The sequence below is a fragment of the Pseudomonas poae genome, assembly GCA_028869255.1.
Taxonomy (GTDB): Bacteria; Pseudomonadota; Gammaproteobacteria; order Pseudomonadales; family Pseudomonadaceae; genus Aquipseudomonas; species Aquipseudomonas poae_C.
In genome coordinates, this window is record CP110972.1 from 1,952,494 (window position 1) to 1,973,281 (window position 20,788).

Below are 20,788 nucleotides of genomic sequence, written 5' to 3' on the forward strand. Positions count from 1 at the left end.
GGGCATTCATTGGCTGGATAAAAGTGGATCGAAGCGCGCTTGGACGTGCGCCACGCCGGACAGCCGCAGATGCGCGTCATACAGGGCGCTCTGCACAGGAGTGTCGCTGCGTTGATGCATGCCGCGACTCTCCTTGCGCAGGGCGGCGGCGGTGTAGCACCAGCGGGCGGTGGCGGCCATGGCGGCGGTTTCGCGGGCGCGCAGGGGGTTAACGGTGGGGGAAGCGCCTGCGCTGACCTGGTCCCAGATGTTGTCCAGTTCACGCAGTGAGCGTTGCAATTGACCGCCTGAGCGAAACAGGTTTTTGTCCAGCGGGTGGACTTCGGCCTGGATGCGTCGAAGCAGTTCAGCATCGCCACCCGCAGCGCCGTCGAAGCCGCGCAGTGCGCCGTGATACGCCAGCCTGAGGCGAGCCAGTTGCGCCGCGCCACGCCCGGCCCATTGCCCGGTGGACAAGGCCCACGCCGAGTTCTGTGCGCCGCCGCCGGAGGTGGCGCCGGCAATCGGCTCGCGGCTGGCGGCATCACCGGCGGCGAATACGCCGGGCACTGTGGTCTGGCAATCGTCGTCGATCAGCCGTAAACCGCCGACACCGCGGATGGTGCCCTCGGGGTGCAGGGTCACGGCAAATCGCTCGCGATACGGGTCAACCCCGCGTCGGTCAAACGGCAACATCAGGTTGGGTTGGATGCTCGGCAGTTGGGCGCGGATGTGCGGCGGTACCTGGTTCAGGCGGCAATACACCGGGCCATTCAGCAGGGCCTTGGCCAGGTCCTCGGTGAAGCCTGGGCCGGTGGCGATCCCCAGCGGGCGGTCCGCTGCATCGAAGTATTCGCCGAAGCTGTAGACCATCGAGCGGGTCATGCTGCTGCCCGCGGCCGCAATGCAGTAGTAGTTGGAAAACTCCATGCCCGACAGCTCGGCGCCGGCTTCGGCCGCCATCAGGTAGCCGTCGCCGGTGTTGGTATGGCTGCCCAGCAGGCGCGAGAGGAACGCACAACCGCCGGTGGCCAGCACCACCGCGCCGGCGCGGATCAACCAGTCGCCCCCGGCCTGGCGCCGCCAACCGCGTGCGCCGACGACTGCGCCGTGGTCGTCACGCAGCAGTTCCAGGGCGGGGTGGTGATCGAGAATGGTCACGCCGTTGTCGAGCACCCGACGGCGCAGGCCGCGCAGGTATTCCGGGCCGCGCAGGCCACGGTACTGGGTCTCGCCCTGTTCGTTCTGCGGGAAGTCGTAGTAGTCGCGCAGGCCCGGCAGGCTGGTCCAGGTGGTGTCGATGGCGCGGGCCATCCAGCGCGCATCGGCCAGGCCGAAGGCGGTGGCCAGGCGTTTGTCGATCGCGGCTTCGCGGGCGTCTGGCGCCACCCACCAGTGGCCGGGGCCGGCGGTAGCGGTGACGCCGCTGGTGCCGCAGTAGCCCTTGTCCACCAGGATCACCTTGACGCCTTCGCAGGCGGCGCCGATGGCGGCCCAGGTGCCCGCCAGGCCACCGCCGACGATCAATACATCACAGCTCAATTCAGTCATCACCCAGCCCTCAGAAGTTGTACGCCAGGCGTGTGTAGTAATACGCGCCGCCGAAGCCGAACGGCGAGAACTGCCCGTATTCATAGGCGCCGCCCCAGTCCTTGATACCTTTTTTGTCCGGGTACACGTTGAACAGGTTGTTGGCGCCCAGGGCCACGGTGAAGTGCTTGCTGATGTCGTAGGCGGCGTCGACATCGCTGATCCATTTGGCGCTGAACTTGCGATCGTTGATGGGGTTGTTGTCGCCCTCGGTGTAGCTGCCGAAGCGGGTCAGGGCCAGGTTGAGGGTGTAGGCGGTGACCTTCCAGTTGGCGGCCAGGATCAGTTTGGATTGCGGGGTGGCGACGGTCAGGTCCTTTTGCAGGCGCCGGTCGAAGATCTGGTAATTGGAGCCCAGGCTGGCAAGTGCGGGCGGGGTGTCCTGGAGTTTTTCGATCCTGGTCTGGTTCCAGTTATAGGCCAGGCTCCAGCGCACCTGGCCGTACTGGTCCAGTTGCTGGCGGTATTCGTTGATGATGTCGATGCCACGGGTGCGGGTGTCGACGGCGTTGGTGTAGTACTGCGCATACAGGCCCGGCGACAGGCCGTTGGCGACCAGGATCTGCGACACCGCATGGCCGCCGAGCAGGCTGGTGGAGACGATGCGGTCACGAATGCCGATCTGGTACAGGTCGGTGGTCAGGCGGTAATTCGGGGTCGGCTCGTAGGTGAAACCGAGGCTGTAGTTCAGCGACTTCTCGGGTTTGAGTTTTTCCGCACCCAGGGCCTGGGCTTCGGCGGTGTCCACCGGCAGCACCTTGACCGGCACCGAGACCTGCTGGCCGTTGACCACGCCGCCGGAGGTGAAGGTGGACGAGGCGTAAATGGTCTGGGCCAACGACGGCGCACGAAAGCCATTGTTGATCGTGCCGCGCAGGGCAAATTCAGGCGTGAGCTTGAAGCGTGTCGACAGCTTGCCACTCCAGGTACTGCCGATGTCCTGGGTGTAGCGCTCGTAGCGGGCGGCGGCTCCGATGTACCAGCGGTCGGTGACGTCCAGCCCCAGGTCGAGGTAGCTGGCGACGTTGCTGCGGCTGATTTCGCCGGCATCCGCGGTGCTGGTACCGTTGTACGACGCCAGGCCCGGCAGGGGCGTCTGCCCGGCGAACGGTCCGCTGGGCAGCACGTAATTGCCGGGGGTATACGACGCATAGTCACCGGCCTCGATCTGGTATTTCTCCCAGCGATACTCAAAGCCGAACGCGGTTTGCAGCGGGTGGCTCAGGCCTATATCGAAGGTGCGGCTGAGGTCCAGGTTGTTGGTCCACTGGTCGAAGATCTGCGAGGCCAGGTTAAAGGATGTGGGGCTTGTCGGCCCCAGCGACGGGTTGAGGGTGTTGTTGGCATTGAGGGTGGAATCGTCTTCGCCCCAGGTGGAGCTGATGTCGTAATCCCAGCCGCCGACAAGTCCCTTGAAGCCGCCGGCCACCTGGAAATCCTTGGTGCGGTTGCGCCGCTGGGCGTGGATGCCGTCGGGGTAGGGCGTGTTCGGGTCGCCGGCCAGCGAGGTGATTTCGTTGGGGCGGTAGTTGCCGGTGACCTTGGTGGTTTCCATATAGCTGGCGGTGGAGAACGAGTAGAACTTGAGGTCGTCCTGCAGCGGCAATTCGAGGTTGTAGCTGGCGTTGGTGACCTTTTCGCGGCCCAGGCCGTAGCTGGGGTTCCAGCCGTGGCGGCTGACGCTCTGGTCACGGCTGTCGGGCGCGGCGGCGGTGCCGTAGAGGCGGCCGGTGGCGCTGCCGGTGCGGTTGAAAGGCTCCTGCTCCTTGCTGTCCAGCGCCAGGTTGGCGAAGCCGTCGTTGGGCAGGGCCAGGCCGTAGTTGACGGTTTGGTGCACGGTGTCGCCGTCGCCCGCGCCGTAGCGACCGAACGAGGTTTCGGCGCTGCCGCCGCTGTCGTTTTCCTTGAGGATGATATTGATCACCCCGGCAATCGCATCCGAACCGTATTGCGCGGAGGCGCCGTCGCGCAGCACTTCGATATGATCGATGGCCGACACCGGGATCAGGTCCAGGTTGACCGGCACCGCCGCCGTGCCGATGCGCGCCAGGTTGTTGATCAGCGCGGTGTTGTGGCGGCGTTTGCCGTTGACCAGCACCAGCACCTGGTCCCCGGATAGCCCGCGCATGGTCACCCCGCGCACCGACCACGAGGTGCCGCCGCCGTTGATTGCCGGCAGGTTGAACGACGGCAGCAGACGCGCCAGCAGTTCCTTGAGGCCGACCTTGCCGCTGGCCTGCAGTTGTTCGGCACTGATCACATCGATCGGCGAGGGGCTGTCGGCGATGGTGCGGGCCTGGTTGCCACGGTTGCCGGTAACGACCACGGTGCCGAGGGTTTTGTCGGGGGCTTCGGCGTGGGCCGGCAGGCTGACGGCAAGCAAGCTCAACGCGGCTGCGCAGTATTGAAAGCGAATTGGGGGCATGGAGCAGATTCCTGAAGACGATAGAACGCCGCCGACCCCCTGTGGGAGCGGGCTTGCTCGCGAATACGGTGTGTCAGCTACACATGGGCAGGCTGAACCACCGCTTTCGCGAGCAAGCCCGCTCCCACATTGGATCTGTGTTGGGCTTTGAAAAAATGATCAGGCCGCGTTGGCAGCCCTTACCCGATGCGGAATATCGTCATAGGCAATCAGCACCCGTTCCATACGGCGCGGGTAGTCGCCGTAGTTGTAGACCGGGTAGTGCAGGGTGGAGCGGTTGTCCCAGAACGCCACCGAGCCGGGGCGCCATTTGAAGCGTACCTGGTGTTCCGGTTTGTTGAATTCTTGCAGCAGGCGGTCGATCAGTTGCTTGCTTTGCTGGGGTGTCCAACCGATCACCGAGGGGTTCTGCGAGAAGTTGATGAACAGGCCGTCCTCACCGGTTTCCGGGTGGGTGCGCACCAGCGGGTGGGCGAGGATCGGGTAGTCGTAGCCGACCTTGTCCAGGGCCTTCTTGAAGTCGTGCACCACGTAGAGGTTGTCGATTTCGTCGCGCAGTTCATCCGGCAGCGCCCGGTAGACGGCGCCGGTGTCGGCCCACAGGGTGTCGCCGCCGACTTCCGGCAGATCCACCGCACGCAGTACCGCGCCGAGGGTGGGTTGCAGCAGCCAGCTGGTGTCGGTGTGCCAACGCCCGCTGGTGCGCGGGCCATAGAGCTTGCGCTCGTCCTGGGCTTCGATCAGGTGCGCCTGGGGGCGCGCCGGGTCGTTTTGCTGGGTGGTGGGGTGCACGTACAGCTCGCCGAATTCCTTGGCGAAGGCGATCTGCTGTTCGGTGCTGATGGCCTGGTCGCGAAAGAACAGCACCTTGTGCGTGAGCAACAGTTGGCGCAGTTCGTCGCGCAGGGCCGAGGTCAGCGGCCGGCGCAGGTCGATACCGGCGATTTCGGCGCCGATGGTGGGTTCCAGGCGGGTGATATGCAGGGTCATGCGGGTGTCCTCTCGTGTGTGGGTTCAGCCTCCGCCTGGAGAGGGGTCGGATGTAGGGCCTGCACCCGTGGTGGATGCAGGCGGGGTTGGGTGGATCAGATCACGTAGAAACCATGGGTGCCGTCGCGGGCCAGTTGGTCGACCAGGCCGAATTCCCAATCCAGGTACGCCTGCATGGCTTCCTTGGGGTTGTCGGTGCCTTCGTACGGGCGGCGGTAGCGGTCGATACGCGGCGAAGCCAGGTGGGTTTCACCTTCTTCCAGCGGTAACTGCGCGTTGATCCAGCCGGCCGTGCCGTCCTGCAGCAGGAACACTTGCTTGCCGGTGATGGCCTCGACCTCGGCCACCGCCAGACGCGCCAGTTGGCTGCTGCCGCAGGTCAGCACATGACGCTGCGCGGCAGGCACTTTGGCCAAGGCAGCGGGCAGTTGCGCACGCAGCGCCCACCAGGCACCGGGGATATGGCGTTTTACATAGTTGGCGCTGGCGGTGAAATCCAGCACCACGGTGTCGCCATGGCCCAGCCAGTCGGCGAGGGTGTGCGGGCTGATCAGCTCGGCCTGGGGCGGGGTGGGCACCGGGGCAACCCAGGCACCTTTTTCGCTGAAATGAGCCGCTTGCAAATCATCCAGTACATGCACTTCCCAGCCCAGTTGGGCCAGCCAGGAGGCGGACATATTGGCGCGCACGCCATCGTCATCCGCCAGCACCAGCCGCGCACCGCGTACGCTGGCGACATGGTCGGTTTCCTGCACCAGTTGACCGCCCGGCGTGGAGCGTGCGCCGGGCAGGTGGCCGGCTTCGAATTCTTCCGGGGTACGCACATCGAACAGGTAGGTGGTGCGCGTGGTTTGCTGCTGCCAGGCGTGCAGGTCGGCCAGGCTGGCGCGGCCAACACGGGCCTTGTCGGCGACGCGGCGCGCATCGACGGCGGCGATCTGGCGATGTTCCTCCGAGGTCGGTGCAAAGCGGCGCGACTGGCCGTGGGCGAGTTTCTGCCCGGCCAGGGTCCAGCCGATGGTGCCATTGCGCAGCGCCGAGACCGGGTTGGCCACGCCGGCATTGATCAGCGATTGGGTGCCGATAATGCTGCGGGTGCGCCCTGCGCAGTTGACGATGATGCGGGTGGCCGGGTCCGGCGCCAGTTCACGGGCGCGTAACACCAGTTCGGCACCGGGTACGCTGATGCCGGTGGGGATGCTCATGGTCTGGTATTCGTCGAAACGGCGGGCGTCGAGCACCACCACATCGGCCTGGCTGTCGAGCAGCGCTTGCACTTCTTCAGCCGCCAGCGATGGGGTGTGGCGCTCGCTTTCCACCAGTTCGCCGAAGGCTTTGCTCGGCACGTTGACGTCGATAAACAGCTCGCCACCGGCCTTGCGCCAACCCTCCAGCCCACCTTCAAGCAGGCTGACCTGGGTGTAGCCCAGTGCGATCAGGGTGTGCGCGGCGCGGGCGGCCAGGCCCTCACCGTTGTCGTAGACGACGACCTGGGTATCGCGCCGTGGAATGCGCGAATACACCTCCAGTTCCAGCTTGGACAGCGGGATATTTGCCGCGAACAGCGGGTGGGACTCGGCAAACGGCGCTTCTTCGCGCACGTCGACCAGGGCGACTTCTGCAGAGTCCAACAGGGCCTGGCGAATCAGGGCGAAGCGGGTAGTCGATACGGTGCTCATAGGGCAGGGCTCTTTTCTTTGGACAAATCCCAGATATTCGGGAGGTAGGCGTTGGAATAACCGGAGATAAACAGTTTCTCGCTGCCGTCGGGCTGGTACACCGCACGGCGCACCGCACCGATATTGGCGCCGTACACATGAATACTGATGGACACCTGGTCGCTGTGGGCATTGCTCACCTGGTGGATATCGCCGACCTTGGGCGACACCGCCTCAACCTGGCCCGGCACCAATTGAATCGGCTTGCCCTCGGCAACCAGACTGCCGTCGGGGGCGCGCTCGAAACCCTGGGAAAATTCCGCCCCGCGCAACATGCCGATCAAACCCCACACCCGGTGGTCGTGAATCGGTGTGCTTTGCCCCGGGCCCCACACAAAGCTGACGATGCTGAAGCGCTGGCGCGAATCGGCATGCAACAGGAACTGCTGGTAGCGCTCGGGGTCGGGTTGGGCAAATTCGTCGGGGAGCCAGTCATCATGGCTGACCAGTTGCGCCAGCAGCTTGCCGCCACGGTGCAACAGGTCGCCTTCGCGTGGATTGCCGTCGATCAATTCCGCCAGGGCGCCTATAAAGGCTCTGAGTCTCTCGGGGTGTCGGGCCTGGGTCATGGCACTTCCAATGTTCGGTGGTGATGGGTTTATCTAAGCATAATGTTTATAGTTAATATGCTATTTTTTAATGATTAGCTTATAGCCGAAGGTAATTTAGAACCGACCTGCATAGCGTTAGACGTTATCGATTGCAGCGCGGGCTATCCAGGCAGCGTTCCTGCAACTATGCTTCGCACACATCTTAATGACTGTTCTCTATGTGCGGCCCAAATGAAAATTGACGATATCGATGCCTTTGTCGAAGTGATTCGTTGCCAGTCCATCAGCCATGCCGCCGAGTCGTTGCAACTGACCCAGCCGGCGATTACCCGCCGCGTGCAGAACTTCGAGCAGGCGCTGGGGGTGGAGTTGTTCGACCGTAACACCAAGCCCCTCAAACCTACGCTGATCGGCACCCGCGTTTATGAGCAATGCCGGCTGATCCTGCGCGAGATGGACGCCCTGCGCGAACTGGTGGCCACCGATGCACCGCCGACCGGCCTGTTGCGCCTGGGCGTGCCGCAGACCATTGGCGATGTGGTGTTGCTGGATGCGCTCAAGCACCTGCGCACCGAATACCCTGACTTGCGCGCCCAGGTCGCCACCGGCTGGGGCAGCCAGCTGGTGGGCAAGATCGAGCGCGGCGAGCTGGATGCGGCGGCGGCGCTGTTCCCTGCGGGCAAGATCTTCCCGGATAACGTGGTCGGCGAGTCCATTGGCAAGATGGAATTGGTGGTGGTCTGCGCCAAGGCCCAGTTGCCGAAAAAGCCTTGCAAGCTGGCGGACGTGTACCAGAACGGTTGGATTCTGAACCCGGACGGCTGCGGTTTCCGTGCGGGTCTGCAGCGCACCTTGTCCGACCAGGGCCTGGCGCTGCGGGTGAATCTGGAAACCTTCGGTACCGAGCTGCAGTTGGGCCTGGTGGCTGACGGGCTGGGTCTGGGCCTGGTGCCACGGCCATTGCTGGAGCGCAGCGCCCACCGTGAACAACTGGCGGTGATGCCGCTCAAGGACTTCAAACCGGTGATGGACCTGTGGCTGATCTACCCACACTTCCTCGGCAACCTGCAGGGGCCGGTGGATGCCTTCGGCAAGCTGGTGGCGGCGTCGCTGCACAAGATCCGCAACGCGGCCTGAGGATCATAAAAAATATAATAATTAGCTTAGATTAAAATGTGCTTTTTATTATTTTTTTGCATCCCCTAGGCTTGCCTGGAAGTCCTTAAGGCCATCCAGGAAGTTTTGCCATGAGCAGCGTCACCTCGATCTCCAGTGTCTCCAGCAATGTTCGCCAGCGCGTCACTCCAGAAGAATGGGAAGTGCGCGTGAAACTGGCCGCCGCCTATCGCCTGGCGGCCTTGTACAAGTGGACCGACCATATCTACACCCATTTCTCCGCCCGCGTGCCGGGGCCGGAGGAGCATTTCCTGATCAACGCCTTCGGGTTGTTGTTCGATGAAATCAGCGCGTCCAACCTGGTCAAGGTCGACCTCGACGGCACCCTCGTCGATGACCCCACCGGCCTTGGCATCAACTACGCCGGCTACGTGATCCACAGCGCCATCCACGGTGCGCGCCACGACTTGCAAGCGGTGCTGCACACGCACACCCGCGACGGCATTGCGGTGTCGGCGCAGAAAGACGGCCTGCTGCCGATCTCCCAGCACGCCATTGGTTTTTCCGGGCGCGTGGCGTACCACGGCTATGAAGGCATCGCGCTCGACCTGGACGAGCGTGAGCGGTTGGTGGCGGATTTGGGCGACAAGAGCGTGATGATCCTGCGCAACCATGGCTTGCTGACGGCGGGAGTGAGCGTTGAGCACGCCTTTCAGCAACTGCAGCAGTTGGAGCGTGCCTGCAATATCCAGGTCGCGGCGCAGGCGGCAGGGAATGCGGAATTGATCTTCCCGCCCGCGCAAGTGGTGGCGAAAGTCGAAGAACAGGCCAAGGCGCACAGCAGCGGCGAAGGCCCGGGGGTGGCGCGGCATTGGAATGCGTTGATTCGGCAGTTGGAGCGTAGCGATACCGACTACAAAAACTGATTTGAAATAGGGGTCCCTGTGGAGCGGGCTTGCTCGCGAAGGCGGAGTATCAGTCACCGGGTACATTGACTGATTCACCGCTTTCGCGAGCAAGCCCGCTCCCACATTTGTATCGGCGGTGCGTTCAAGCGACCTGTTTGGCCTGCTCGCGCTCTGCGATCAGCTGGCGGGTGAGGGGGATCAAGCGCTTGCCGTAATCAATCGCATCATTGAGCGGATCAAACCCACGGATCAGGAACGTGGTAATCCCCAGGTCGTAGTAATCCACCAGCGCCTCAGCCACTTGCTCAGCCGTGCCCACCAGCGAGGTCGAGTTACCCTGCGCCCCCAGCAACCCGGCAATCGCGGTCCACAAGCGCTTATCCAGCCGCGACCCTTGCGCCGCTGCCGCCAGCAACCGCCGCGAGCCCTCATTCGGCGGTTCACGCCGTACAAAGCCATTCTTCTCGGCCAGCGCTGTGGCCTGCTGCAGGATGTTCTCGGCACGCGCCCATGCCAGTTCTTCGGTCTCGGCGAGGATAGGGCGCAGCGACAAACTGAAGCGAATCGTACGCCCATGCTTGGCCGCTTCGGCGCGCACCTGGGTCACGATCTCGCGCACCTGCTCATAGGTTTCACCCCACAGCGCGTACACGTCGGCATGTTTGCCCGCCACTTCGATTGCCGCCTGGGAGGAGCCGCCAAAATACAGCGGGATATGCGGCTGCTGCGGCGACTTCACCGTGGAGTGCGCGCCTTCGACCTGGTAGTAGGTGCCGGTAAAGTCGAACGGCTGTTCGCTGGTCCATTCCTGGCGCACCACGCTCAGGTACTCGTCGGTGCGGGCATAGCGTTCGTCTTTGCCGATATGGCTGCCATCGGCGCGCAGCTCGCGGTCGTCGCCGCCGGTGATGATATGCACGGCCGTGCGCCCGCCGTTGAATACATCCAAAGTGGTGAACTGGCGTGCAGCCAGGGTGGGCTGGGAAAAGCCTGGGCGGTGGGCAATCAGGAATTGCAGCTTTTTGGTGACGCTGGCGGCATGGGAGGCGATCAGCGTGCTGTCCGGGCTATTGGAGTGGAACGCCACCAGGGCGCGGTCGAACCCCGCCTCTTCGTGGGCGCGGGCCACCGTTTCCACGTAGTCCGGTTGCAGGGTAGGGCCGCTGCGCGGGTGGATCTCGGAAGCGTGATGGCCGCCAATATAGCCGATGAATTCAATGCTCATGGTCTGTCCTTGTCGAGTGCGGGATTAACACCTCCACCGGGCAGGGGGTCGGTTATTCGCGTCCAAAGTAGGGGCAGGGGCAGGGCCTGTAAAATGCCGATTGGTTCTAACCTAATTATTAAAAAGCAGAATCATAAATTGTTTGATGTATCAGTAATTTGCATGTTGAGTGCATTAGGTTATTCCCAGAAAGACTTTCACGGCGGTTTTTTATGCGATTAGCATAAATCTGCAGCGGCGTTCCCGGCCGTGTCTTTTGAAAAGGAAGCCTGATGAGCGAGACGATCATCCTCAATAAAGTCGAGGGTCAAACCAAGGCGGCGCGTAAATGGCACACCCCCGACGCCTTGCTGCGGCTGATCAGCCCAATCGTGTTGTTGCTGCTGTGGGAGTTGGCCTCGCAACTGGGCTGGCTGCCGTCGCGCATCATCGCGGCGCCTTCGCAGATCGGCGGCACGTTGTGGGCGATGATTGCCTCCGGGGAGTTGGGCAAGCATTTGCTGGTGTCCCTGCAGCGCGCCTTGTTCGGCTTGAGCATCGGCGTCAGCATCGGTGTGGTGGCGGCGTTGATCACCGGCCTGTCGCGGCGCGGCGAGGTGATCCTCGATTCGCCGATGCAGATGCTGCGCACTATCCCGTCCCTGGCGCTGGTGCCACTGTTTATCCTGTGGTTCGGCATCGGTGAGTTCACCAAAATTGCGCTGATCGTCACCGGCACCACCTTCCCGGTGTACCTCAACCTCTTCGCCGGCATCCGCAATATCGACCCCAAGCTGATCGAGGCCGCCAACACCCTGGGCCTCAACCGTCGCGAGCTGATCTGGCATGTGATTTTACCGGGGTCGTTGCCGTCGTTTTTTGTTGGCCTGCGCTATGCCCTGGGCATCTCGTGGCTGGCCCTGGTGTTTGTCGAGCAGATCAACACCACTGCGGGCATCGGCTTCCTGGCCAGTGACGCCCGCGATTTCATGCGCACCGACGTGATCGTGATTTGCCTGCTGATCTACAGCGTGCTCGGCCTGTTGATCGACGGCCTGATCCGCACCCTCGAACGCTTTGCCCTGGCCTGGCGCCCAACCTTTGTGAGGAACTGACATGTCGACGATAGAAGCGCCGGTGCAACTGCGTAACGTGGTGCGCCAGTTCGGCCAGCAGCGGGTCATCGATGGCCTGGACCTGGACATCGCCCCCGGCGAGTTTGTGGCCTTGCTCGGCGCCAGCGGTTCGGGCAAAACTACCTTGCTGCGCAGCCTGGCCGGGCTGGACAGTATCGACAGCGGCCAGTTGCGCGTGCCCAAGGCGCGGGCGGCGGTGTTTCAGGAGCCGCGCCTGATGCCGTGGAAGCGTGCCTGGAAAAACGTCATCCTCGGCCTGCGCATTCCCGACGCCAAGGCGCGTGCGGTGCAAGCCTTGACCGAAGTCGGCCTGGCGCATCGCCTGGACGCCTACCCCGCGACGCTCTCCGGTGGCGAAGCGCAACGCGTGGCCCTGGCCCGTGGCCTGGTGCGTGAACCCAAGCTGCTGTTGTTGGATGAACCCTTCGCCGCCCTCGATGCCCTGACCCGCATCAAAATGCACCGCCTGATCATCGAACTGTGGCGCAGGCACACCCCGGCGGTGCTGCTGGTGACCCATGATGTGGATGAAGCGATCCTGCTGGCCGACCGCGTGATTGTGCTGGCCGATGGCAAGATCGCCGAGCAACTGCGCATCGATTTGCCACGTGCGCGGGACACCGGCCAGGCAGGTTTTCAGGCGATCCGTGCACGCCTGTTGAGCCTGCTGGGGGTGGACGTTGAAGCGCAGGCGGTACGGCCGGCCGAGGTCAATTTGCGGCGCGTTGCCCACGGCTGAAGACTGACCATCGATAACGTTGTAATTTTCCCGGGGCTGAGGTCTGATGGGCGCCGAAACGGGCACGTCAACGGCTGGGGAATTATGCGGGCAGAACTTGCACACTATGGCGGCATTACCGTCATGATTCCGGCCGCACTGATCATTGCCGTGTGGTTAAGATATTCCAACCCCTCGGCGTTGCGGGCCTGGGTAATAACGGTCGGTATTACTTATTCGATTGTTGCGTTCAGTAAGTTGCTGTTCAAAGGCTGGGGCTTATCGTTTCAACACGTGGACATTGCGGTACTAAGTGGCCATGCCATGAACACCTGTTTAATGCTGACGGCGGGACTAAGTCTGGTGGCGCGCCAGTTCAACCCGGCCTTGCGCTGGCCGGCGGCATTCTCGGGTTTATTGCTCGGCGGCTGGTTCAGTGCCTATTGCGTCGCACCGTATATTCACCCGCGTAACGAGGCGTTGGCGGGTGCTGTGTTGGGAGCGGCTGCGGCCATTGCGTTTCTATGGCGAATAGACGCCACCGAGGTCAAGCTGGCGCCCAGGTTTATCGGTGCCGGCCTGGTGGTGTTGCTGGCCTGCGCGCTGGTGCCCAAATACAACGCCGAATTGCTGCTTAACCGCGTCGCAGTGAGCCTCTCCGGTGCCGAGCAGGCTTATCAAGAGCCTTCCTGGCGACTGGGCGCGGCGCACAGGCCCGCCGAGTAAGTCACCAGGTCCAGCGCCAGGTGGCTCTCCACCATCAGCCCCAGCAACACCGTCTGCGCGTTGAAACGCCGCACATCATTGCGCCGGCACGCGCCCCTCATCTGCTTGAACAGCGTGTCAGTGATTTGCTGCGGCGAGCTGCCTTGCAAGCGGTCCAGCCAATGGCCAATCACCTGCGTATTGCGCGTGTACTGCGCGGGCGAGGCCGGTTCACCGAACCCTTCGAACAGCCCCGTGAGTTTTCTCAGCGCATGCCCGCGCCGCAAATCCCCCAGCAGGCTCATGGCCGCTCCTCGGTGCCGGAGATGTTCGCCAGCAACTCAGCGGTCTTGACCTGCATGAACTGGCTGTCACCCCGGCTCTCCACGCACAGGCACACCGACAGTGCATCGCTCACCTGCAACTTGAAGCGCCAATCGGCGAAGACCATGGACAGGCCGGCGCCGGATTCGTCGCTGTCCAGCGAGTTGTCGGCATACAGCACCTGCATGCGCTCGACGACGCGGGTCGAGTTATTCACTTCGACATGAATATTTCCCGAAGAAGGAAATAGGCCAATACGCTCTACCAATAACTTTGAAGTGTTCATGGCCGTCCCTTCGCTATTGCATTCAGTCGGCACTTTATTATGCGAAAGTGAAAAAGTGCGCGAATGTTATTTTTAGTCGGTTAGTGGCGGATTGTTATTTTTTGTCTTGCGCGATAGATAGTCGATGTTTATCCGCTGTGTTCATAATTGCGCCGTAGTTAGTTGCTGGCTTTTAAATAAGGTCGTCCCTTTTGCCGAAGAATAAGTGTGCGGTGCATGGGAGGTTGCCTTGTTCAAAAAGATATTGATTGTGTGCATCGGCAACATCTGCCGCAGCCCCACGGCAGAGCATTTGCTGGGTGTCGCGCTGGCGCCGTCCGGGATCCAGGTGAGTTCGGCTGGCCTGGCCGCCTTGCGTGATCATCCGCTGGAACCGACGGCCGGCCAGGTGCTGCAGGAACACGGGCATGTGCCCCCGGCACACAAGGCGCGCCAGCTCGATGCTGGGGCCGTGAGCGAGGCCGACCTGATCCTGGTGATGGAGCAGCGGCACATCGACAGTGTGCTCAGCCTCGCGCCCGAAGCCCGGGGCAAGGTGTTCCTGCTGGGCAAGTGGCAGCACGACCGCGAGATCACCGACCCCTATCGCCAGGGCAAGCCTGCCTTTGTGCAGGCCTATGCATTGATCGAACAGGCCGCACAGGCCTGGGCCCAGCGCCTGGCGCGCTGATGCTCCCTCTTTAAATGATTGCAAGGACGAAGACGCGATTTATGTATTCACCCCAGAACGCTTCCCCGGATAGCCCCCACCGCGACGAGATCGACGTGCTCGGCATGCTCGGCACCTTGATCGATCACAAATGGCTGATTGCAGGCATTACCGGCACGTGCATGCTGGTCGGTGCGGCCTATGCCATCCTGGCGGCGCCGGTGTACCAGGCGAATGCGTTGATCCAGGTGGAGCCGAAAAAGAACGACATGCTCGGCTTCTCCGACGTCAGCAGCCTGCTGGGCAAGGAATCGCCGGCGGTGACGGAGATCGAGCTGATCAAGTCGCGCACCATCATCGGCAAGACCGTCGATACCCTGGCGTTGGATATCACCATCACGCCCCAGCATTTTCCGTTGATCGGCGGCTTTCTGGCGCGGCGTTATGTGCCCGAACAGGCGGGCGATATTGCGCCTGCGTTGTTGGGTTTCAGCCGTTATTCGGCGGGTGGCGAGCGCCTGGCGCTGACCACGCTGAACCTGCCCACCGCGTTGCTCGGCACCACGCTGGTACTGGTGGCCGGCGAGGGCCAGGCCTATACGTTGTTTGATGAAGACGGCCAGCAGATCGCTGCGGGCCGCGTCGGTGAGCCGTTTGCCGCCGCGGGCGTCGAGGTGCTGATCAAGGAGCTGCGGGCCAACCCTGGCGCGCATTTCAAGATCGTGCGCAAGCCGCGCCTGGACACCGTGGCGGACTACCAGGACTTGCTGACCGTGATCGAACGCGGCAAGGAATCGGGGATCATCAGCCTGTCCCTGGAGAGCACGCGCCCGGCCTTGGCAGTGCGTACGCTCAACGAAATCTCCAAGCTGTATGTGAAGCAGAACGTCGATCGTACGTCGGCCGAGGCGGCGCAAAGCCTGTCGTTCCTCAATGATCAATTGCCCCAGGTACGGCGTGATCTGGAGAAGGCCGAAAACGCCTTGAACCGCTTCCAGACCCGCAGCAAATCCATCGACATCAGCCTGGAAGCCAAGGCTGTGCTTGACCAAGTGGTGGCCCTGGACACCGGCATTTCCGAACTCAAGCTGCAGCAAGCCGAGATGGACCGCAAGTTCACACCCCAGCACCCAGCCTACCGCGCCTTGATCGCCAAGCTCGCCGAGCTCAACGCCAAGCAGGCGCAGATGACCAAGCGCGTCGAAGGCTTGCCCAGCACCCAGCAGGAATTGCTCAGCCTGACCCGCGACGTACAAGTGGGCACCGAGATCTACACCCAGTTGCTCAACCGCTCCCAGGAGCTGGACGTGATGCGCGCCGGCACGGTGGGCAACGTGCGCCTGATCGACAACGCCGACGTCAACCTGAGCAAACCGGTAGCGCCGCGCAAGCTGATTGTGGTGCTGCTGGCGATGTTGCTGGGCGGCATGCTTTCGGTGGGCCTGGTGCTGGTGCGCAACTTGATGAACCGTGGCCTGGAAAGCCCGGATGAGATCGAGAAACTGGGCCTGCCGGTGTACGCCTCGATTCCCTTCAGCCTGTTGCAAAAGGCCGAGGAAATCACCGCCGTCAAGCAGCGCTCCAGCGCGCCGACGCTGTTGGCGATCAACCACCCCCATGACCTGGTGATGGAGGCCATGCGCAGCCTGCGCACCAGCCTGCATTTCGCCATGCTTGAAGCCAAGAACAATCGGTTGATGATCAGCGGCCCGAGCCCCGAGGTGGGCAAGACATTTGTCTCGGCCAACCTGGCGGCAATTGTCGCGCAGTCGGGCCAGCGCGTGCTGCTGATCGATGCCGATATGCGCAAGGGCTACCTGCACAAGATGCTGGGCAAGGCGGTGGAAGCCGGGCTCTCCGACCTGCTGGCCAAGCGCTGTGACTTGCAGGAAGCGGTTCATCCAACGGCGGTGGAGCGCTTTGATTTTATCGGCCGTGGGCAGATCCCGCCCAACCCGTCCGAGCTGCTGATGCACCCCAATTTTGCGGCATTGCTGGCCGAAGTCAGCGGGCGTTATGACCTGGTAATCATTGATACGCCGCCGTTGCTGGCCGTGACCGATGCCGCCATTGTCGGGCGCCAGGCGGGCACCAGCCTCTTGGTGACACGGTTTGGCGTGAACTCGGCGAAGGAAATCGAGCTGACCCTGCGGCGCTTTCATCAAAACGGCATCGAGCTCAAGGGTGCGATCTTCAATGGCGTGGAAAAACGCCGTTCCGCCAGCTACGGCTATGGCGACTACGGCTACTACAGCTACGCCTACCAGTCCGACAAGGCCTGACGAGCTATGGACAAGGTGCTTGAAATGCCTCGTTCGTTGGCACGTCGTTTTCGCCTCAACGTGCTGAGCTACGGCTACACGCAACTGGTGACGCTGGCGGCGCAACTGGTGCTGGTGCCGTTCTTTTTGCACGCCTGGGGCACGGGGCGCTATGCCGATTGGCTGGTGCTCACCGGGATCCCGTCGATGCTCAGCCTGCTGGACCTGGGCGTGGCGCAGGCCTCGGCCACCAGTGCCACCTTGCGCGCCAGCCAGGGCGATGTGCCCGGTGCACGGCGCAGTGTGCAGACCGCGCTGGCGTTCACCCTGGCGGTGGTCGCGCTGGTGCTGCTGTTCGCCCTGATCCTGGGCCAGTGGCTCGACTGGGTGGGGCTGCTCGGGCTCAAGACCCTGACGCACGAGCAGGCCGGGCTGGTGGTGGTGTTCATGTCCGGCTACCTGTGCACCCGGTTGCTGGGCGGGCCGATCGAGGCCTGGTTTCGCACCATCGACAGGACCGTGGGCGGGGTCTTTATCATGGCCAACCGCAGGACCCTGGATATTCTGCTGTCCATCGGCGTGTTGCTGCTGGGCGGCTCTGAACTGCAATTGGCCCAGGGCATGTTCTTCAGCCAAGTGCTGTTTTTGGTGCTGGTGACTCTGTTTGTGCGGCGCATTTCGCCTTGGCCGTTGCTGGGGCTGGCGTCGGCGTCGTGGGCCGAGTTTCGCGCCATCTGGAAACCGGCGGTGGGCAGCGCAGCGATCCCGCTGGCCCAGGCGATTACCTTGCAAGGCGGCCTGCAGGTGCTCAACCAGATCGCCGGCCCGGCGGTGGTGGTGGGCTACACCATGGCGCGCACCTTGATGCGCCTGATCATCCAGTTGGGCATCACCTGCAGCAACGCGCTGACGCCGGAGATTTCGCGGCTGGCCGGGCGCGGCGAGTTCGAGCAGGCGCGGCGCTTTACCCAGCGTGCCAGCACCCTGGTGCTGGGCCTGTGTGTGCTGGTGTATGCCGCCGGTATCTGGGCCGGGCCGCAGATCATTCTGCTGTGGAGCCATGCCTTGGTGCAGGTCGACCGTGTGTCGTTGGCGTTGATCGGTGCACATACGGTGTTGAATGTGGCGTGGTTCATCCTCGCGGCGATGCTGATTTCGACCAACCGCCACACCGGCGCGTCGCTGATCTACGCCTTGAGCAGCCTGGCGGCGTTGTTGCTGTGGCTGGCGTGCAAGACGCTGATCGACCCGCTGCTCGGCGCGTCGCTGCTGTTGGCGCTGCCGGAGCTGGTGATGCTGGTGTATTTGCGGCTGATCCGTACCGGGGAGGTGGGCCCATGATGCTGTCCCAGGCGCGCCTGACGCTCTATTTGCCGCTGACGTTTTTCGCCTTGCCCCTGGCGCTCAGCAACAACCTGTCGCAGCCCTTGGCGTTGCTGCTGTTGCTGCCGTTTGTGGTGTATGCGGCACGCGGTTTTACCCGGGCGGTGCCGTTGCTGGCGTTGGTGGTGGCGTCGAGTGTGCTGCAGGTGCTGGTGTCCAGCGGCGCGAAAATCTCGCTGTACCAGTTTCTGCGTTCCGGCATTCCGTTTTTCTATTTTGTGCTGCTGCTGGCCGGCTACAGCTATATGCTGGCGAATGTGGAAAAGATCGCTCGTGCCCACAGCCCCAACTATCGCCGCATCCTCGATCGGGTCATCTATATTTTCGCCCTCGGCCAGTTGCTGCAAGTCAGCCTGTACGGGGTGGGGATCGACCTGACCAACGCCGCGTCCAAGTCCAGCGACGAGGTCGGGCGGATCATGTTGTTCCCCACCAGCTCGGTGGTGCTGTTGTTTTTCTACGCGTGTTGCCAGCGCAAGATCGGCTTGATGCTGATCCTCGCGGTCACGCTGCTGGCGGCGGGGTCCAAGACCATCCTCGCGGCGATGGCCGTGATGATCCTGTTGTCGGCCATCACCCAGCGCAAGCTCAAATCCCTCGCGGTATTGGTGGTGGCCATGGGCGCGCTGAGCACCCTGACGTTCTATGCCAGCCCCTTGGCGGTGTCGCGCTTTGCCACGTACCTGTTCGAGGAAAAGGGCGAGGACGTGACCCGTGCCTTCGAGATCGCGCATGCCAAGGAATCGTTTCTGGAGAACCCGGCCACGGTGTTTCTCGGCAATGGCCTGGCCAAGCAGCTGACCCCCGGTGTGCCGACCAATGACGAGCGCTGGTTCGAGAACTCCAAGTTCGATATCGAGAATGGCTACTGGGGCGTGATCGCCAAGCTGGGAGTGGTCGGGGTGGCGCTGTTCGGCCTGCTGTTCAGCAGCTTGCCGCGCAACCCGGTCTCGCTGGCGGTGATCGCGATCCTGCTGATTTTCTCGTTCAAGACCAGCTACCAGTTCTTCACCACCTTCGATGGCAGTTATTTGCTGGTGTGGTCGATGTTTATCGGCCTGCTCAATAAACCCGTGCCTGCACGCCAGACGGCACCTCCCTCACACTCTTTGTTAAGACAGGCTGGATCATGAGCGCAGCGGCACACCCCATCAGGGCCGGGATACTGACCTACCATTTCAGCGAGAACTTCGGCGCCGTGCTGCAAGCCTATGCCTTGCAGCGCTGGTTGCAGCAACAGGGCTTGCAGGTATGCCTGATCAACTACCATCCGGCCTATGTCGAGGATGGCAGCGAGATTCGGCAACTGTTCGACCCGCGCCAGCTCAAGGCCAACCTCAAGGCGCTGTACCTCAAGGCCCTGGCGTTGAAAACCCAGGTGCTGGGGCCCAATGCCCAGTCGCGGCAGTTCCAGGCGTTCAAGGCGCGCTTCCTGAATATCCAGGAACCGCGTTATGCCCGCGCCGACCAACTGCATCAGGCCGTCGCCGGCCAACAGTTGTTGGTGGCCGGCAGTGACCAGATCTGGAACCCCTCGGGGCAGACCGGCCTGGACCCTGCGTATTTCCTGGCGTTCGACTGCGACAAAGCGACCCGGCGGATCTCCTACGCCGCCAGTTTCGGCAAGGAACACCTGGAGCCTGAGTACCACGCTGAAGCCGAGGGCCTGCTCAAGCAGTTGTCGGCGATCAGCGTGCGCGAGGAGAGCGGGGTGAGCATCGTGCAGCAGGTGTCGGGGCTGGCCGCGCAGTGCGTGCCCGACCCGACGCTGTTGCACCGCGACTATTCGGCACTGCTCGCTACCTCCACCCAGACCCGCACCGGCCACGTGTTCTGCTACGCGCTGCGTACCGGCGTGGGCGTGCGTGAAGTGGCGCAGGCACTCTCGCGGCATGTGGCGGGGCCGATTGTTTCACCGTACAACGCGCACCGGCGCTGGCGGCAGATCGGGCAGACCGTGCAGGTGGGCCCGCAGGACTGGCTCAAGTTGCTCAAGGAGAGCGCCTACGTGGTGACCAATTCTTTCCATGCCACGGTGTTCGCAATCATCTTTGAGAAGCCGTTTATCGCTGTGGGCTTGCCGGGCACCAAGGCGTCGCTGAATGCCCGGGTGCGCAACCTGCTGCAGAAGCTGGAACTGTCCCAGCGCTTTCTGCCGGCCGACGACGCGGGCCAGGTGCAGGCGCTGATCGCGGCCCCTATCGACTGGGTGGGCGTGCGCGCCCGGCGCCAGGCGCTGCAGCAGGTGGGCGAGCGCTACCTGTTGGAACAGCTGGCGGCAGTCCAGCCATGAGCGATTTTGCGCAGCTCAAGTATGTCGACACCTTGCCCCGCAGCGACAAGGCCCGGCGCCTGGTGTGGGGCATCGTCTATCAGCTGCTGTTCCGGCCCACGCCACGCTGGATGCTGCACGGCTGGCGCAGTTGGTTGCTGCGCCGCTTTGGCGCCAAGGTCGGCGTCGGCTGCCGGATCGCGCCCACGTGCAGTATCTGGGCGCCATGGAACCTGGAAATCGGCGACTACACCGCCATCGCCGACGGCGTGGATGTGTACGCCATGGCCAGGATCACCCTGGGCTCCAAGGTCGCCATCAGCCAACGCAGCTTCCTGTGCACCGGCACCCACGACACCCGCAGCCTGCTACGGCCCTTGGTAACCCGCGAGATCCTGATCAAGGACCACGTATGGGTTGCCGCCGAGGCCTTTATCCACCCCGGCTGCGTGCTGGAGGAGGGCTGCGTGGTGGGCGCGCGGTCGGTGGTCACCGCCAGCCTGCCGGCCTGGATGATTTGCGTCGGTGCGCCATGCCGCCCCCTCAAACCGAGAGACATCGCACTATGAAACA

At 63.0% G+C, this 20,788-nt stretch carries 19 protein-coding genes; 11 read left to right on the forward strand and 8 right to left on the reverse strand.

Annotated features, from left to right (window positions below; translation table 11 throughout):
• Nucleotides 1-6: 6 nt before the first annotated feature.
• From LRS56_09120 to LRS56_09140, 5 genes are all read right to left on the reverse strand, one after another.
• Entirely contained in the window at nt 7-1,530 is a 1,524-nt protein-coding gene (locus tag LRS56_09120) for an FAD-binding protein (GenBank protein WDU64605.1), read from the reverse strand.
• A 10-nt stretch (nt 1,531-1,540) separates the two neighbouring features.
• Nucleotides 1,541-3,994 (reverse strand): TonB-dependent receptor, encoded by a 2,454-nt coding sequence (locus LRS56_09125; protein ID WDU64606.1) that lies wholly within the window; start codon nt 3,992-3,994, stop codon nt 1,541-1,543.
• A gap of 159 nt (nt 3,995-4,153) precedes the next feature.
• A complete protein-coding gene (locus LRS56_09130; protein WDU64607.1) occupies nt 4,154-4,984 on the reverse strand; it encodes a TauD/TfdA family dioxygenase in 831 nt (276 codons plus the stop codon).
• Nucleotides 4,985-5,079: 95 nt separating this feature from the next.
• Complete coding sequence (locus LRS56_09135) at nt 5,080-6,663, reverse strand: rhodanese homology domain-containing protein (GenBank protein WDU64608.1); 1,584 nt, start codon at nt 6,661-6,663, stop codon at nt 5,080-5,082.
• Nucleotides 6,660-7,271 carry a cysteine dioxygenase gene (locus tag LRS56_09140; protein ID WDU64609.1) on the reverse strand — a complete coding sequence of 204 codons (612 nt, stop codon included), beginning with the start codon at nt 7,269-7,271 and terminating at the stop codon, nt 6,660-6,662. The genes LRS56_09135 and LRS56_09140 overlap by 4 nt, the downstream gene beginning before the upstream one ends.
• A gap of 213 nt (nt 7,272-7,484) precedes the next feature.
• Between LRS56_09140 and LRS56_09145 the strand changes: the two genes are divergently transcribed.
• Both LRS56_09145 and LRS56_09150 read left to right on the forward strand, forming a co-directional pair.
• Nucleotides 7,485-8,390 carry a LysR family transcriptional regulator gene (locus LRS56_09145; protein WDU64610.1) on the forward strand — a complete coding sequence of 302 codons (906 nt, stop codon included), beginning with the start codon at nt 7,485-7,487 and terminating at the stop codon, nt 8,388-8,390.
• Nucleotides 8,391-8,500: 110 nt separating this feature from the next.
• Nucleotides 8,501-9,295 (forward strand): class II aldolase/adducin family protein, encoded by a 795-nt coding sequence (locus tag LRS56_09150; GenBank protein ID WDU64611.1) that lies wholly within the window; start codon nt 8,501-8,503, stop codon nt 9,293-9,295.
• Nucleotides 9,296-9,419: 124 nt separating this feature from the next.
• Here the strand turns inward: LRS56_09150 and LRS56_09155 are convergent, their stop codons facing one another.
• On the reverse strand, nt 9,420-10,502 hold the full coding sequence (locus LRS56_09155) for an LLM class flavin-dependent oxidoreductase (protein ID WDU64612.1): 1,083 nt from the start codon (nt 10,500-10,502) through the stop codon (nt 9,420-9,422).
• Nucleotides 10,503-10,774: 272 nt separating this feature from the next.
• On the opposite strand from LRS56_09155, the gene LRS56_09160 reads away from it, so the two are divergent.
• The 3 genes from LRS56_09160 (at nt 10,775) to LRS56_09170 (ending at nt 13,061) form a co-directional block, all read left to right on the forward strand.
• Nucleotides 10,775-11,596 carry an ABC transporter permease subunit gene (locus LRS56_09160; GenBank protein ID WDU64613.1) on the forward strand — a complete coding sequence of 274 codons (822 nt, stop codon included), beginning with the start codon at nt 10,775-10,777 and terminating at the stop codon, nt 11,594-11,596.
• Nucleotide 11,597: 1 nt separating this feature from the next.
• Nucleotides 11,598-12,356 carry an ABC transporter ATP-binding protein gene (locus tag LRS56_09165; GenBank protein WDU64614.1) on the forward strand — a complete coding sequence of 253 codons (759 nt, stop codon included), beginning with the start codon at nt 11,598-11,600 and terminating at the stop codon, nt 12,354-12,356.
• Between the two features lie 81 nt (nt 12,357-12,437).
• A complete protein-coding gene (locus LRS56_09170; GenBank protein ID WDU65714.1) occupies nt 12,438-13,061 on the forward strand; it encodes a hypothetical protein in 624 nt (207 codons plus the stop codon).
• Here LRS56_09170 and LRS56_09175 read toward each other — a convergent pair.
• Together LRS56_09175 and LRS56_09180 are read right to left on the reverse strand one after the other, a co-directional pair.
• Complete coding sequence (locus LRS56_09175; GenBank protein WDU64615.1) at nt 13,013-13,345, reverse strand: hypothetical protein; 333 nt, start codon at nt 13,343-13,345, stop codon at nt 13,013-13,015. The genes LRS56_09170 and LRS56_09175 overlap by 49 nt on opposite strands.
• Complete coding sequence (locus tag LRS56_09180; GenBank protein WDU64616.1) at nt 13,342-13,650, reverse strand: phosphomannomutase; 309 nt, start codon at nt 13,648-13,650, stop codon at nt 13,342-13,344. Before LRS56_09180 ends, LRS56_09175 begins: the two co-directional genes overlap by 4 nt.
• 229 nt (nt 13,651-13,879) lie before the next feature.
• Between LRS56_09180 and LRS56_09185 the strand changes: the two genes are divergently transcribed.
• From LRS56_09185 to LRS56_09210, 6 genes are read left to right on the forward strand one after another with little or no spacing between them, the layout of a single operon-like run.
• Nucleotides 13,880-14,320: a low molecular weight phosphotyrosine protein phosphatase gene (locus LRS56_09185; protein ID WDU64617.1), complete on the forward strand. Its 441-nt coding sequence runs from the start codon at nt 13,880-13,882 to the stop codon at nt 14,318-14,320.
• A 41-nt stretch (nt 14,321-14,361) separates the two neighbouring features.
• A complete protein-coding gene (locus LRS56_09190; protein ID WDU64618.1) occupies nt 14,362-16,581 on the forward strand; it encodes a polysaccharide biosynthesis tyrosine autokinase in 2,220 nt (739 codons plus the stop codon).
• Between the two features lie 24 nt (nt 16,582-16,605).
• Nucleotides 16,606-17,901: a hypothetical protein gene (locus LRS56_09195; GenBank protein WDU64619.1), complete on the forward strand. Its 1,296-nt coding sequence runs from the start codon at nt 16,606-16,608 to the stop codon at nt 17,899-17,901.
• Complete coding sequence (locus LRS56_09200) at nt 17,898-19,076, forward strand: hypothetical protein (GenBank protein ID WDU64620.1); 1,179 nt, start codon at nt 17,898-17,900, stop codon at nt 19,074-19,076. The genes LRS56_09195 and LRS56_09200 overlap by 4 nt, the downstream gene beginning before the upstream one ends.
• Nucleotides 19,073-20,236 (forward strand): polysaccharide pyruvyl transferase family protein, encoded by a 1,164-nt coding sequence (locus tag LRS56_09205; protein ID WDU64621.1) that lies wholly within the window; start codon nt 19,073-19,075, stop codon nt 20,234-20,236. Before LRS56_09200 ends, LRS56_09205 begins: the two co-directional genes overlap by 4 nt.
• Nucleotides 20,233-20,784, forward strand: a complete 552-nt coding sequence (locus LRS56_09210; GenBank protein WDU64622.1) for a putative colanic acid biosynthesis acetyltransferase — start codon at nt 20,233-20,235, stop codon at nt 20,782-20,784. The genes LRS56_09205 and LRS56_09210 overlap by 4 nt, the downstream gene beginning before the upstream one ends.
• Nucleotides 20,785-20,788 lie beyond the last annotated feature (4 nt).

Coding starts and splice junctions, on each gene's coding strand:
- LRS56_09150 (WDU64611.1), top strand. CDS start 8,501: ATGAGCAGCGTCACCTCGATCTCCAGTGTCTCCAGCAATGTTCGCCAG.
- LRS56_09130 (WDU64607.1), bottom strand. CDS start 4,984: ATGACCCTGCATATCACCCGCCTGGAACCCACCATCGGCGCCGAAATC.
- LRS56_09155 (WDU64612.1), bottom strand. CDS start 10,502: ATGAGCATTGAATTCATCGGCTATATTGGCGGCCATCACGCTTCCGAG.
- LRS56_09120 (WDU64605.1), bottom strand. CDS start 1,530: ATGACTGAATTGAGCTGTGATGTATTGATCGTCGGCGGTGGCCTGGCG.
- LRS56_09175 (WDU64615.1), bottom strand. CDS start 13,345: ATGAGCCTGCTGGGGGATTTGCGGCGCGGGCATGCGCTGAGAAAACTC.
- LRS56_09195 (WDU64619.1), top strand. CDS start 16,606: ATGCCTCGTTCGTTGGCACGTCGTTTTCGCCTCAACGTGCTGAGCTAC.
- LRS56_09160 (WDU64613.1), top strand. CDS start 10,775: ATGAGCGAGACGATCATCCTCAATAAAGTCGAGGGTCAAACCAAGGCG.
- LRS56_09135 (WDU64608.1), bottom strand. CDS start 6,663: ATGAGCACCGTATCGACTACCCGCTTCGCCCTGATTCGCCAGGCCCTG.
- LRS56_09125 (WDU64606.1), bottom strand. CDS start 3,994: ATGCCCCCAATTCGCTTTCAATACTGCGCAGCCGCGTTGAGCTTGCTT.
- LRS56_09140 (WDU64609.1), bottom strand. CDS start 7,271: ATGACCCAGGCCCGACACCCCGAGAGACTCAGAGCCTTTATAGGCGCC.
- LRS56_09180 (WDU64616.1), bottom strand. CDS start 13,650: ATGAACACTTCAAAGTTATTGGTAGAGCGTATTGGCCTATTTCCTTCT.
- LRS56_09205 (WDU64621.1), top strand. CDS start 19,073: ATGAGCGCAGCGGCACACCCCATCAGGGCCGGGATACTGACCTACCAT.
- LRS56_09200 (WDU64620.1), top strand. CDS start 17,898: ATGATGCTGTCCCAGGCGCGCCTGACGCTCTATTTGCCGCTGACGTTT.
- LRS56_09190 (WDU64618.1), top strand. CDS start 14,362: ATGTATTCACCCCAGAACGCTTCCCCGGATAGCCCCCACCGCGACGAG.
- LRS56_09210 (WDU64622.1), top strand. CDS start 20,233: ATGAGCGATTTTGCGCAGCTCAAGTATGTCGACACCTTGCCCCGCAGC.
- LRS56_09165 (WDU64614.1), top strand. CDS start 11,598: ATGTCGACGATAGAAGCGCCGGTGCAACTGCGTAACGTGGTGCGCCAG.
- LRS56_09145 (WDU64610.1), top strand. CDS start 7,485: ATGAAAATTGACGATATCGATGCCTTTGTCGAAGTGATTCGTTGCCAG.